This is a genomic window from Mesorhizobium sp. PUT5 (assembly GCF_052216645.1).
In the GTDB taxonomy this organism is placed as follows: Bacteria; Pseudomonadota; Alphaproteobacteria; order Rhizobiales; family Rhizobiaceae; genus Mesorhizobium.
This window is the reverse complement of sequence record NZ_JBQOSO010000001.1, coordinates 185,622-198,442: the sequence shown is the minus strand read 5'-3', so window position 1 is coordinate 198,442 and position 12,821 is coordinate 185,622. Positions and strand designations below refer to the sequence as shown.

11 protein-coding genes are annotated in these 12,821 nt (G+C 66.4%); 8 read left to right on the top strand and 3 right to left on the bottom strand.

The genetic code is table 11. The annotated features are described in order from the left end of the window. Positions 1-62: 62 nt before the first annotated feature. From ACTDI4_RS00925 to ACTDI4_RS00915, 3 genes are all read right to left on the bottom strand, one after another. Positions 63-389 carry a GNAT family N-acetyltransferase gene (locus ACTDI4_RS00925; protein ID WP_442839335.1) on the bottom strand — a complete coding sequence of 109 codons (327 nt, stop codon included), beginning with the start codon at positions 387-389 and terminating at the stop codon, positions 63-65. Then, a complete protein-coding gene (locus ACTDI4_RS00920) occupies positions 382-1,941 on the bottom strand; it encodes a VOC family protein (protein WP_442839334.1) in 1,560 nt (519 codons plus the stop codon). The genes ACTDI4_RS00925 and ACTDI4_RS00920 overlap by 8 nt, the downstream gene beginning before the upstream one ends. Positions 1,942-2,073: 132 nt before the next feature. Beyond that, complete coding sequence (locus tag ACTDI4_RS00915; protein WP_442839333.1) at positions 2,074-3,090, bottom strand: LysR substrate-binding domain-containing protein; 1,017 nt, start codon at positions 3,088-3,090, stop codon at positions 2,074-2,076. Between the two features lie 155 nt (positions 3,091-3,245). On the opposite strand from ACTDI4_RS00915, the gene ACTDI4_RS00910 reads away from it, so the two are divergent. The 8 genes from ACTDI4_RS00910 (at position 3,246) to ACTDI4_RS00875 (ending at position 12,754) form a co-directional block, all read left to right on the top strand. Then, the gene (locus ACTDI4_RS00910; RefSeq protein ID WP_442839332.1) at positions 3,246-4,751 is read left to right on the top strand and encodes a sugar ABC transporter ATP-binding protein; all 1,506 of its coding nucleotides are present in this window, start codon (positions 3,246-3,248) and stop codon (positions 4,749-4,751) included. Beyond that, positions 4,748-5,722, top strand: coding sequence for an ABC transporter permease (locus ACTDI4_RS00905; protein WP_442839331.1), 975 nt, complete (start codon positions 4,748-4,750; stop codon positions 5,720-5,722). Before ACTDI4_RS00910 ends, ACTDI4_RS00905 begins: the two co-directional genes overlap by 4 nt. After that, on the top strand, positions 5,719-6,705 hold the full coding sequence (locus tag ACTDI4_RS00900) for an ABC transporter permease (protein WP_442839330.1): 987 nt from the start codon (positions 5,719-5,721) through the stop codon (positions 6,703-6,705). The genes ACTDI4_RS00905 and ACTDI4_RS00900 overlap by 4 nt, the downstream gene beginning before the upstream one ends. After that, positions 6,702-7,652, top strand: a complete 951-nt coding sequence (locus ACTDI4_RS00895) for a TMAO reductase system protein TorT (RefSeq protein WP_442839329.1) — start codon at positions 6,702-6,704, stop codon at positions 7,650-7,652. The genes ACTDI4_RS00900 and ACTDI4_RS00895 overlap by 4 nt, the downstream gene beginning before the upstream one ends. A gap of 30 nt (positions 7,653-7,682) precedes the next feature. After that, positions 7,683-8,570, top strand: a complete 888-nt coding sequence (locus ACTDI4_RS00890) for a polysaccharide deacetylase family protein (protein ID WP_442839328.1) — start codon at positions 7,683-7,685, stop codon at positions 8,568-8,570. Between the two features lie 2 nt (positions 8,571-8,572). Continuing rightward, positions 8,573-9,421 (top strand): aspartate dehydrogenase, encoded by an 849-nt coding sequence (locus ACTDI4_RS00885; protein ID WP_442839327.1) that lies wholly within the window; start codon positions 8,573-8,575, stop codon positions 9,419-9,421. Positions 9,422-9,630: 209 nt separating this feature from the next. Then, positions 9,631-11,100: an NAD-dependent succinate-semialdehyde dehydrogenase gene (locus ACTDI4_RS00880; RefSeq protein WP_442839326.1), complete on the top strand. Its 1,470-nt coding sequence runs from the start codon at positions 9,631-9,633 to the stop codon at positions 11,098-11,100. Then, positions 11,078-12,754 (top strand): thiamine pyrophosphate-binding protein, encoded by a 1,677-nt coding sequence (locus ACTDI4_RS00875; RefSeq protein WP_442839325.1) that lies wholly within the window; start codon positions 11,078-11,080, stop codon positions 12,752-12,754. The genes ACTDI4_RS00880 and ACTDI4_RS00875 overlap by 23 nt, the downstream gene beginning before the upstream one ends. Positions 12,755-12,821: the final 67 nt, after the last annotated feature.

The window sequence follows — 12,821 nt, the reverse complement described above, 5'->3', positions numbered from 1 at the left end:
AAAGGCCAATGAGCCTTTCGGACAAAAGCGGCGGAGCCTGCGGGCTGCCGCCGCTTTATCGTTCAGGCGCCGGCCGCCGCTTCGCCGGGCTTGATCGCCATCACGTCCTGCCAGTCGGGATGTTTGCGGTATTGCGCCCGCACATAGGGGCACAGAGGCATGATCCTGAACCCGCTTTGCCGGGCATCTTCCACCATGAACGATACGAGGGCGGCCGCGGCGCCGGTGCCGCGCATCAATTCCGGCGCGCCGGTGTGGTCGGCGCTGATGAGGTCAGGTCCCTGCCTGGTGAAGGTGATCTCCGCTTCGCCTTCGATGCCGTCGATGCGGGCCACGTAGCGCCCGTGGCGCTCGCCACGGTCCTCCTTGGAAATATCGATCTCAGCCATCTCCGTCTCCGCTCTCGTGCATGAACCATTGCCTCGCCAGCGCCTCGTCGTCCGCAACGATGTCGTGGCCGGCATCGACGGTGCGCAGGTCCAGCGCCGCGCCGCTGGCCCTGAACCAGTCCGCCAGCGCCGGCGCGTGCCTGCCGAAGGGGTCGCGCGCGCCCGCCACCATCAGCACCCTGGCGCCGTCCAGCCTGACCGGCGGAAGCTGCTCCAGCACAGGTATGGCCCGCAGCAGCACCGCCCGGCGGATGGCGTGCGGATGAAGCGCCATGACGGCGGCGGCAAAATTCGCGCCATTCGAATGACCGAGGAAGGTGAGGCGCGCGGCGTCGAGCCGGTAGGACGCGACCGCCCCCTCCACGAAAGCCGCGAAGGCTTCGGCCTCGGCGCGAATGTCGGCCTGGTCGAAGCGGGTCGCCGTCAGCCGGCGGAACCAGCGGGCGTTTCCTTCCTCATGGCTGCGCCCGCGCACGCCGAACAGGGTGGCGCGCGGGGCGATGCGCCGGGCCAGCGGCATCAGGTCGGCCTCGTTGCCGCCGCTGCCGTGAAGCAGCACGATCGTGCTGTCGTCGGGATCGTCCGGCACGTGAAAGCGATGCACGAAGGGCAGATCGCGCGGCGCCATGCGCGGCTCGCCCGGCATGGAAAATTGCGGCAGCATCACCGCGATGTCCTGCGCCCTGTCCTTGTCGTGCGGCGGCACCAGCAGCGTCTCGCCAAGCTGCTCCGCATCTTCGTCGACCGTGAAGCCCGGCCCGTCGGTGGCGAGTTCGAACAGCGTGCCTCCCGGCTCACGCACATAGAGCGAGGTGAAATATTTCCGGTCGTGCACGTTGGTCGCGGACGAATTGAGGTGCGCCAGGGCCTGCTCCTCGGCGCGCAAGGCCGCCGCGTCCGAAGCCCGGAAGGCGATATGGTCGGCAGTGCCGGTGCCCGGTATGCCCGGCACATAGCCGGAGACGTCGCGGATATCGACGGCGTCGGTGGCGGAGACCATGCGCAGGGTATTGTCCTTGCGCGGCCCCGGCCGATAGCCGAACCGGCCGACGAAGGCCGCCGTCTCCTCCGGCGTCTCGGTCAGGATCGTCGCCGCGCGCAGCCGACGCGGCACCACCGCCGCGTCGCCCCAGGGCTGCGCGGCGGCAAGATCGGCACCCACCAGCTTGACGATGATCCCATCGGGGTCCTTCAGCCGCAGCACCGGTTCGCCGAACTCGCGCGACGGACCGTCATACGGCACGCCGGCACGCAGGGCGCGCGTCATCCATTCGCCGAGGCTGTCGGGCGGCACCGCAAACGCGATCTCCGCCACCTGGCCGGTGCCGACCCGTCCGGGTGCCCCGTCCTCCCAGACAAGGAAGGTAACCAGCGAGCCGGGAGAGCCGAGGCGATCGCCGTAGAACAGATGGAGTTGCAGGGCGTCCTCATAGCCGCCTGTGCGCTTGACCAGGCGCAGGCCTAGGAAGCCGACATAGAAATCGACATTGGCCTGCACATGGCGCGTGATGAGCGTGACATGGTGGATGCCGCCGGCGGCTGCGCTGTTCAAACGGCAACTCCGGAGATGGTGCGCGTCATCGGCATCCTCGCTGTCATGGTATCGGCACCCGTGCAGGTTGGCATGACGCGGCATCGCTTTCCAGTGCCGCGATGCGGACGGACAATGCACTTATCGAGCCGTTCAACGGCAGGCCCCGGGTGGGATGCCTGAACGCGGACTTGTTCCTGAGATGTCTTCCCCGGCCCTGGCAAAGTCGACGGCAATCTGCTCCAGCAGCCACTCCCGAAAATACCTGACGGACGATCGGTCGAGATGGTTGTCGGGGATCAGCAGGCAATAGTCGCCCGCGCTGTTCAGCGCGCTTGCACAGGCCACCGCCAGCCGTCCCAGCCTCAAATCCTCGCGCACCACGATGTCGGGCACGATGGCGATGCCGCGGCCCTGCGAGGCAGCCTGGACCGACATGAAGAAATGCCCCAGTTCCGGCCCGTTCGCGGCGTTGGCCGGATAGGCGACGTCGTGGGCGTGCAGCCAGTCGGGCCATGCAAAGCGTCGGCTCGTCGTGTGGATCAACGGCCGATCGGCAATCTCCCGGGGGCTCAGGCTGCTGCGTTCTCCCAGGGCAGCCGGGCTGCATACGGTGACGAGCCTGTCCGGCAGGAGTTCATCGACATGAACGCCGCGCCAGGATTCGGCCATTTCCAGCTCGATGCGCGGCTGGCGCCGCTCGTAATGCTTGCCGGGCACGCGGCCCACGCGGATGGCAACGTCCGGCCCGGAACTTCCAAAGCTGACGGGATCGATCGACGTGTGCAGGCGGACCTCGATTGCCGGATACTTCTCGGTGAAGAGATGCAGGCGCGGCATGAGCCAGGCCGAAGCGAAACTGGGCAGCACCGACACCGTCAGTATGTCGGTCTCGTTACGCCGCCTGACACGCTGGGCAACGCTGGAAAGCTGATCCAGGACGTCGGCCACGACGGTATGCAGCTCGGCGCCCGCATCGGTCAGTTCGATGCGGCGCGTGTATCGTCGAAACAATGCCACGCCGAGGAACTCCTCGAGCTGGCGCACCTGGCGGCTGATGGCGCCCTGCGTGACGTGGAGTTCATCCGCCGCCTTCGTGAACGACAGCCAGCGTGCCGAGGCTTCGAACCCGTGCAGGGCGGAAAGCGGCGGCAAAGGTCTCTTCTTCATATGAAGGACTCCGGAACTCATACATGAGCATTGCTAATGCATGACCGGAAAGCAAATCGTTTGTCACCTCCCGGGTTCATCGTAATCATGGTCGCCTTGTGAACTGTTGAACGAGCGGGATGTCGCAGGCGCGCGCAGAACGAGAAGCGGAGGAGGTGACCGCCGGGCAAGGGCCTATACTGGGCGTGCGCGACATAGCGATGTCGTTCGGTGCCACGCAGGCCGTCCGCCGGGTCGATCTTTCTCTGAACCGGGGCGAGATTCATGCCCTGCTGGGCGGGAATGGCGCGGGAAAGTCCACGCTCGTCAAAATCATGCTCGGCGCGCTCCGGCCGGACAGGGGCAGGATCGAGATGGAGGGCGAGCCGATCGTGCTTCGCTCGGTCAAGCATGCCATCTCCAGGGGCATCTTTCCGATCTACCAACATCTCAGTCAATTTCCCGACCTGACGGTTCGCGAAAACCTTGCCGCCTTCAGTCTGGGAACGGCGCGCGGCTTTCTCGCGCACAGGGCGATACCCTCCGACGAGACGCTGCTCGGCTGGCTTGCCGAAGTCGGGTTGTCGGTTTCGCTGGACATGTCCTGCCGCGATCTTTCGACCGGCGAGATGCAGCTTCTCGAAATCGCCCGGGCTATCGGCCAGAACGCCAAGGTGCTGGTGCTGGACGAACCCACGGCGGCGCTGTCGCAGGCGGAATCGGAAGTGCTTTTGAGAACGATCCGGAAGCTGCGTGCACGCAACACCGCCATCCTGTTCATCAGCCACAATCTGGAGGAGGTCGTCGCGGTCGCCGACCGGATAACGGTCATACGCGACGGAATCTGCGCCATTTCCGGCGCACCCATGCGCGACATGTTCGCCAAAGACATCGTTCTGGCGATGGTGGGAAGGGATGTGGCGCCTATCACGGAGATCGCTCCGCATGGCCGTAAGGTTGTCGCCGGCATTGCCGACCTTGCCCTGCGCAAAAGCACCACGCCCATCTCCTTCACGGTTGCCAGGGGCGAGGTCGTCGGGCTTGCAGGCATTGTCGGCAGCGGCGCGGACAGGATCGCCGAGGCGATCGCCGGTGCTGTCAAGCCGTTCAAGGGAACAGTCTCCATCGATGGTGTCGCGGTCGCCGCCGGATGCCGCCGGGACGCCGTTGCCCGGGGCATCGGCTTCGTTCCCACCGATCGCCATGCCGACGGGATCTTCAGCGTTCTCGGCGCGGTCTCCAATACGTCTGCCGCCAGCCTGGGCCGGATCGTCCATTGGGGGATGCTGCGCAAGCGCCGCGAACTGGCCCGGGCGCGCGACATGCTGAAGCGTATCGGCCTTCATCCATTCCGCCTAGAATTCGAAGCCGCCGATTTCAGCGGCGGCAACCAGCAGAAGCTGGTCGTGGCGCGCAATCTCCTGATCGACGGGCTCAGGCTGCTCGTCATGTCGGAGCCCACTCGCGGTGTGGACGTCGCCGCCCGGCGGGCGATCCACGAGATCATTCTGGAGGCCGCCGGCGCCGGCGCCGCAGTCGTCGTCGCTTCCAGCGACATCGATGAGCTTCTCAGCATCTGCCATCGCGTGCTGATCGTCCAGGAAGGCACTGTCACCGGAGAATTCGCGCGAGGGGTGGAGCGCCAAGAGATCATCGGCGCCCTGGCCGGAGCAGCGGCATGACGGCCCTTGCTCGACTTTTCCGGCGCGTTCCCGTCTCCGTCGTCATCGCGGTCTGCTTCTTCCTGCTCTGCGCTCTGCTGGTGCCGCGATTTTCCAATCCGGGAAACCTCGGCAACGTGGCTCGCATCGCCTCCATCCTGGCGATCGTTTCCTGCGGACAGGCGATCGTTCTGATCCTGGGCGGGATCGACTTCTCCTTCGGCTCGTCCGTGGCGCTGGCTTCCGTGGTGACGGTGATGCTCCTGCCGGCGACTGGGCCGATCGTCGCCTTCGGAGCCGGCATTCTGGTGGTGATGCTGGTCGGCGTAACCAACGCCACGCTCGTGGCCGGCGCCGGCCTCCCGGCCGTGGTGGTGACGCTCGGCACGCTTATGATCGGCCACGGCCTGGCCGCCAGCCTGGCCGGGGGTCTGCCCATCGAGGCCGTTCCCAGCGCTCTCTTCCGCTGGCCGGCAGTTGGCGAGGTCTTCGGCATTCCGGTGGCCGTCCTGATCGCGGCCATGGCGCTTTTCAGCCTCGGAGCGCTGCTTGCATATACGGAACTGGGGCGCCGCTTCTATCTGGTCGGCGCCAATTCCAGCGCCGCGCGCCTCTCCGGCATCGCCGTCAAGCGGACGATCTTCACCGGCTATGTGCTTGCCGGCCTGTTTGCCGGCCTCGCAAGCGTCATCCTGACGAGCCGCGTCGGCTCAGGCCAGCCGAACCTCATGCCCGACCTGCCGTTCCAGACGATCGCGGCCTGCGCCATCGGCGGCATCCCGCTCACCGGCGGTCGCGGATCGGCAGTCCAGGTCGTCGCCGGCGTGCTCATCATCGCCATGCTCAACAATGCGGTCGTGCTGCTCAACTATTCGGCCGCGGTCCAGCAATTGCTCATCGCGCTCGTCATCATCGGATCGGTGCTCGCACAGAGGCTGGCGAAGGGCATCGCCGTCGACCTGCAGATCCTGTTCAGGGGATCGCGGCAATGAACGCCGTGATGCGACCCCTGCTCCATGGCCGCGCGACGGTCGCCTTCGCGTTCCTGATCGGCGTGTGGTGTGTCTTCGGGGTCATCAACAGCCGCTATCTCACGCTCGGCAACGCGGCCAGCATCGCCCTCCAGATGAGCGTGCTGGTGCTTCTGTCCACCGGCCAGATGTTCGCGCTCATGGTGCGCGGCTTCGATATCTCGGTTGGCGCGGTTGCCGCTCTTTCGAGTGTGGTTGCGGCGCTGGCGTGGAACCAGTTCGGCCCGATCGGCCTTCTCGCCGGCGTCCTGACAGGGCTTGTCGCGGGCACCATCAACGGCTTCCTGATCGCCCGCGTCGAGGTGCAGCCCATCATCGCCACGCTGGGCATGCTGATCGGCGCCCGCGGCATGAGCCTGCTGGCCAGCGATTCCGGCCAGGTCATCCCGATCGTCGAGCCCCAGGCCATGCTGCAGCTTGCCTATGGCAAGTGGTTCGGGATGGCGCCGCTGGCCTGGCTTGCCATCGGCAGCGTGGTGCTCGCCGCTGGCCTCATCCGCTTCACCCTGCTGGGCCGCAGGATGCTGATGCTGGGCTCCAACCCCGATGCGGCCCGGCTCGTCGGCATGAACGCAACGGGCGTGCATATCGCGGCCTATCAGATGACCGGAATCTTCGCCAGCCTGGCGGGTCTGGCCATGCTGGCGCGGGCAGGCTCCGGCCTGCCGACAGACGGCGCCGGCATGGAGCTGCAGTCCATCGCCTCGGCGGTGATCGGCGGAACCGCTCTGGCCGGCGGCGTCGCCTCGCCACTCGGAACTCTGGTGGGATCGGCCTTCATCCAGTCGCTCGGCAGCGGCCTCAACATGTCCGGCATTTCACCCTTTACGGCGGAGATCGCGATCGGCGCGGTGATCATCGCCGCCTCATGCGTGAGCGTTGCGCCACAATTGGTGAGCCGACTCAAGAATCGCGTTCACAAAATAGGGGAGAGCAGAAGATGAGCTACAAGAGGAAATTGATGGCGGCGGTCGCGCTGCTTGCCATGTCGGCCGCCACCGCGGCGCAGGCCGAAACCATCGGCTTCTCCGTGCCGAGCCTTACCTCGTCCTTCTGGGTCTCGGCCACCTATGGTGTCCAGAAGGCCGCGAAGGAGGCCGGCGTCGAGCTGGTCGTGGTCGACGCGGGCGGCGACGCCAATGCGGTGCAGCAGATCTCGCAGATCCAGGATCTGGTACAGCGCGGCGTCGATGCCATCGTCATCGGCGCGACCAACGGCGACTCGGTGGCCCCGGTCGTGGAGCAGGCCATCGCCGCCGGCATCAAGGTGGTGGGGATTTCTTCGCCGCCTGCCAACAAGGACCTGAGCGCCGTCGTCAGCGCCGACCATTACGACATGGGCAAGCTGCAGGCCGAATGCATGGGCAAGGCGCTGGGCGGCAAGGGCGACGTGGCGATGATGGCGGGGCCGCAGGGCCAGACCTGGTCCGACCGCCGAGCGGCCGGCTTCCGCGAAACGCTCGCCGCCAGTTTCCCGGACGTGAAGATCGTGGCCGAGTCGCGGCTTGCCGACAATCGCAACGATGCGCTCCGGGTGGCGGAGGACTGGACACAGCGCTTCCCGGACGTCAACGGCATCTACTCCGCGACCGACGACATGGCCGCGGGCGTAATCAGCGCCTTCGACGCGGCGGGGCTCAAGGACGTGGTCTTCACCGCGTCCAATCTCAGCCCGACCGCGCGAGACCTCATCAAGTCCGGCAAGATGAGTTGCACCTCCATCCAGAAGATCGTCGCCCAGGGCAGCGCCGCGCTGAAGGCGGCGGTCGACGCCTCGAAGGGTGCCGCGGTCGACGCCGAGATCGTGACACCCGCCTTGCTGATCGATGCCGGCAATATCGACAGCGTCGATCTCGGCGACGTCGTCGCACCGGACGACTATCGCCCCTGACCCAACCATGCCCGACACGGAGGCCACATAATGGAATTCCTTCAGAATCCGCGGCTGACCTACTCGCCGATCGAAAACCGGCCCGATTTCACCTGGCCCGAAGGCAAGCGGCTGGCCGTCTATGTGGCGCTCTGTGTCGAGCATTTCTCATACGGCTCGGGAATGGGGCTGCCCTATTCGCCGGGCCTGCAGCATCCCAACAGCTACAATTGGGGCTGGCGCGAATATGGCAATCGCGTCGGCGGCTTCCGGCTGGCGCGGCTGTTCGACGACTATGGCCTGCCGCTCGCCATTTTGCTCAACACGGCCTGCTACGATCACTGTCCCGAACTGCTGGAGGTATTCCGCAAGCGCGGCGACGAGTTCGTCGCGCACGGACATACGAATTCCGAGCACCCGAACGGCATGAGCCGTGAGGAGGAGGCCGCCGTGATCGACAGGGTCACGCGGCTGATCGGGGAGAACGAGGGCTCTCCGCCGAAAGGCTGGATGTCGCCCGGGGCGCACCCCAGCGCCAACACCGAAGATCTGCTGAAGGAGCGTGGCTACCGCTACACCCTGGATTGGCCGATGGACGACCAGCCCTGCTGGCTCGAAACGAAGCACGGGCCGCTGATGAGCGTTCCCTATCCCCACGAAGTGAACGACGTACCGATGATCGTGCTGCACGACGGGACCGGCAGCGCCTTTGCCGACATGGCCATAGACAATCTCGAAGAGATGCTGCTGCAATCCCGCGATCAGCCGCTGGTCTACGGAATAACCATCCACACCTTCATCGTGGGACAGCCCTTTCGGCTTCGGCAATTCCGCCGGGTGCTCGACAAGCTGAACGAGCATCGCGACCAGATCTGGTTCACCACGCCGGGCCGCGTTCACGACCACTACGCGGCCCTGTCCGCCAACCGAAAGGCATGACCATGGCATCGGCAAACGTTTCGAGCCTGCCCGAAACACGCCCCGGTCAACCACTGCGCGTTGCCGTCGCCGGCCTGGGCGCCGTGGGCCTGCAGGTCGCGCAGCGGCTGAGAGAGGGCCTGCCGGGCTTCGTCCTGGGAGCTGTTGCGGTTCGCGACAAGGACGCGGCGCGCCGCAAGCTTGGCGACGAACACGGCCAAATCACCATCGTCGGCATCGACGAACTGGAGCCCTATGCCGATGTCGTCGTGGAATGCGCGCCGGCGGCCCTGCTGCGCGAGATCGTGCTGCCCTTCGTGAACGTAGGCAAGAAGGCCATCGTCCTGTCCTGCGGGGCGCTGCTGCGCCATATGGATCTGGTCGACGTGGCCCGGGAAAGCGGCGGTCAGATCATCGTTCCCTCGGGCGCGCTGCTCGGGCTGGATGCAGTGAGCGCAGCCGCGGAGGGCGAGATCCGCAGCGTCAGGATGACCACCCGCAAGCCGGTGAGCGGCCTTGTCGGCGCACCCTATCTGGTGTCGAACAACATCGATATCGAGGACATCACCGAGCCCCTGCGGATTTTTTCCGGCACCGCGCGCCAGGCGGCGGTGGGCTTTCCCGCCAATCTCAACGTTGCGGTGGCGCTGTCGCTTGCGGGTTCCGGCCCCGACGAAACCCAGCTCGACATTTGGGCCGATCCCGGGATCAACCGCAACACCCACCATATCCAGGTGGATTCCGACAGCGCCTCCTTCTCGATGTCCATCGAGAACGTGCCCACCGACAACCCCAAGACCGGGCGCATCACCGCGCTTTCCGTCATCGCGGCGCTCAAAAGATTACGCGCACCGTTGCGGGTCGGAACCTGACCGGCAGCATCTTCGCCTTCCCCATCGAATCGACAGCATGAGCCCGGCCGCGCGCCGGGCTTTTTTTCCTCCGTCGAAGCCCGGCGGCAATTGTCGGCCGACTTCATGCATGAATTCCGCTCATTCATGAACACAGCGCTATTCGTTTGTTTCCCGCCTGCGATCGGGCCGATAGTCCGCGCGGTCAATCGGAAGTCCGGGAGCAGGCAGTGAGCCATTTCGAGCATGCGCGGCAGCGGGCAAGGGCGCTGATCGAAGACCGCGCCTGCTTCGGCGGCCGCTGGCAGGGGTCCGAGACGGGCGAGAGCTTTGCCGTGTCCGATCCTGCCACCGGCGCCGAGATCGGCCGGGCCCCGAGCCTGTCGGACCGCCAGGTGGGCGAGGCGATCGATGCGGCCGAAGCTGGCCTGCAGCGCTGGCGCACTATGCTGCCGCTGGAACGCAGCCGCACCCTGCATGCCTGGTGCGATCTGATGCTGGCCCGGCGCGAGGCGCTCGGCGAGCTCATCACGCTGGAACAGGGCAAGCCCCTGGCGGAATCGCTGGGCGAAATCGACTACGCGGCAAGCTTCGTGCGGTGGTACGCCGAAGAAACCAAGCGCGACGGCGGCGAGGTTCTGCGCAGTCATCTTCCGGGCAAGCGGCTGCATGTCGACCGGTCGCCGATCGGCATCGTGGCGGCCATCACTCCGTGGAACTTTCCCTCCGCCATGCTGGCGCGCAAGGCTGCGGCGGCATTGGGCGCCGGCTGCTCCGTCATCGGCCTGCCGTCCTCGGAGACGCCTTTTTCGGCGCTGGCATTGGCGCGGCTCGCCGAGGAGGCCGGCTGCCCGGCGGGCGTCTTTTCGGTCGTCACCGGCAATGCCCGCCGGATCGTGCCGCTGCTTTGCGGGGACACGCGCATCCGCGCCGTCTCCTTCACCGGATCGACCGAGGTCGGACGGATCATCGCGGGCCTGTGCGCGCCGACGATCAAGCATGTCAGCCTCGAACTCGGAGGCCATGCGCCTTTCCTGGTGTTCGAGGACGCGGATCTCGACCTCGCGATCGAGGATGCCGTCAACGCCAAGTTCCAGACCACGGGTCAGGACTGCCTCGCCGCCAACCGGATATTCGTGCACGAGCGGTTCTACGAGCGCTTCGTCGAGGGCTTCGCAGCCCGCGCCGCGGCTCTCAAGGTGGGCAACGGCTTCGCCCCTGGCGTGACGATCGGCCCGATGATCAACGCCAGGGCGCTGCAGAAGGTCGATGCACAGGTCCGCGATGCGCTGCAGCGCGGCGCGCAACTGCACCTGGGCGGCGGTGCGCATGCCGCCGGCCCCAATTTCTACGCCCCGACCGTGCTGTCCGACGTCGCCGACGACATGCTGATCATGCATGAGGAAACCTTCGGCCCGGTCGCCGGCATCTGCGGCTTTTCCACCGAGGACGAGGCAATTTGCCGGGCCAACGCCACCGAATACGGCCTGGCGGCCTATGTCCACACGCGCGATCTCGGCCGGTCCGAGCGCGTATCGCGCCGTCTCGATTACGGGATGGTCGGCATCAACACATCGAAGATGACGGGGGCTCCCATCCCGTTCGGCGGCGTCAAGCAGTCGGGCCTCGGGCGCGAGGGCGGTCCCTACGGGATGCACGATTTTATGGAGCTGAAATATGTCTGCGCAGCCTATGAGTGAAGCCAGTGCGGCCGCCGCGACCACGCCGGAAAAGACCAAGGTCGCAAGACAGGTCGTCGACGCGCTGCGCGATATGGGCGTGCGCCACGTGTTCGGCGTGCCCAGCGGCGGCTGGGTCGACTACATGGAGGCGATGCGCACCGTCGATGGGATCGACTTCGTGCTGACCACCCATGAAGGCACCGGTGCCATCATGGCCGATGTCTGCGGCCGGCTGAGCGGCGTGCCGGGAGTGTGCTTCGGAACTTTCGGGCCCGGCGCCACGAACCTGTCGACCGGTGTCGGCGGAGCGCTTCTCGACCGGTCTCCCCTGATTGCGCTGACCGATGAGATGCCGGCGGGAATGCGCGGCCGCGTCACCCAGATGGGCATCGACCACCAGGCGGTGTTTGCTCCGATCACCAAGAAGACCACGCGTCTCGAGCCGGGCAGGGTTCGCGAAATCCTCTTCGACGCCGCAGAAGTGGCGCTTGGCGGTCGCCCGGGCTCGGTCCATGTCGGCCTGCCCGTGGGCATGAGCGCCGAATACAGCATGCCCCAAACCGAACTTCCGCTGCCCCGGGCCGGCCGCGCCGGCGATGCCCCGCCTGCCGCCATCGGCCAGATGCAGGCCGCGCTGCGGGCCGCGCGCAGGCCGGTCATCGCGCTCGGCCTGGGAGCCGTCCGGGCCGGTGCGGGTGAAGAGATCGGCCGGTTCGCGCAGGAACACAATGTGCCGGTGGTGATCACGCCCATGGCCAAGGGCCTGATCGCGGAGGATCATCCCTGCTATGCCGGTGTGCTCTTCCACGCCCTTTCCGACGAGGTCGGGAAAACCCACCAGCAGAGCGACCTGGTGATCCTGGTCGGCTACGATCCGGTCGAGTTCAACGTCGAATCCTGGGCACCGCAGGTGAAGCTGGTCAATATCGACGACCAGCCGGCCGACATCGATCGCGCCGCCTATCCGGACCTGATCGAGGTCACCGGGGACATCGCTTCCGGCGTCGCCGCCTTGTGCGCCACCGAAACGGTGCCGAAGGACTGGGACATGCAGGCGTTGAAGGGGCGCCGGCAGGCCATGTTCGAGCGCCTCAGGGGCACGGACGAATTCGGTCCCTGCGCGGTGCTTGACGTGCTGCGCGAGGTGCTGCCCGAAGACGGCATCATGACCTGCGACGTCGGCGCCCACACCCATTTGATCGGCCAGAAATGGCTGACTCCGGCCGCCGGGCGGCAGATCATGACCAATGGCTGGTTGACGATGGGCTTCGGCATTCCGGCCGCGATCGCAGCCAAGCTGTGCCGCCCCCAAGTCGATGTCTGCGCCGTGGTCGGCGACGGCGGCTTCCTCATGTCCGCCGGGGAACTGGCCACCGCCGTGCGGCTCGGTCTTCCCATGGTCACCGTGGTGCTGACCGACAACGACCTGGCGCTTATCCGCATCAAGCAGCAGAAGAAGCAGAACCCGATCTACGGCACCCCGATCCGCGCCAAGGGCACCATCGGCGGCGACAACATCTTCGGTGTGCCGGTCCTGACCGCCACCGACAGGGACGGTCTGCGGCAGGCGCTGGAGACGGCCTTCGCGGCCGGTGGCCCGATGATCGTCGAGGCTCTGATTTCCAGCCGTGAATATGACGAACTGGTCCTGAAGAAGGACAAGCCCGGCTGAGGGGACCAGGCGATATCCGCATTCCGCACGCTGGCTCAGTCGCTCTCCCAAAGGGCGAAATCCGCGC

What these genes read in the sequence shown, in the direction of transcription:
- ACTDI4_RS00890 (WP_442839328.1), top strand. Translation starts at nt 7,683, where the DNA reads ATGGAATTCCTTCAGAATCCGCGGCTGACCTACTCGCCGATCGAAAAC.
- ACTDI4_RS00875 (WP_442839325.1), top strand. Translation starts at nt 11,078, where the DNA reads ATGTCTGCGCAGCCTATGAGTGAAGCCAGTGCGGCCGCCGCGACCACG.
- ACTDI4_RS00905 (WP_442839331.1), top strand. Translation starts at nt 4,748, where the DNA reads ATGACGGCCCTTGCTCGACTTTTCCGGCGCGTTCCCGTCTCCGTCGTC.
- ACTDI4_RS00885 (WP_442839327.1), top strand. Translation starts at nt 8,573, where the DNA reads ATGGCATCGGCAAACGTTTCGAGCCTGCCCGAAACACGCCCCGGTCAA.
- ACTDI4_RS00900 (WP_442839330.1), top strand. Translation starts at nt 5,719, where the DNA reads ATGAACGCCGTGATGCGACCCCTGCTCCATGGCCGCGCGACGGTCGCC.
- ACTDI4_RS00925 (WP_442839335.1), bottom strand. Translation starts at nt 389, where the DNA reads ATGGCTGAGATCGATATTTCCAAGGAGGACCGTGGCGAGCGCCACGGG.
- ACTDI4_RS00915 (WP_442839333.1), bottom strand. Translation starts at nt 3,090, where the DNA reads ATGAAGAAGAGACCTTTGCCGCCGCTTTCCGCCCTGCACGGGTTCGAA.
- ACTDI4_RS00895 (WP_442839329.1), top strand. Translation starts at nt 6,702, where the DNA reads ATGAGCTACAAGAGGAAATTGATGGCGGCGGTCGCGCTGCTTGCCATG.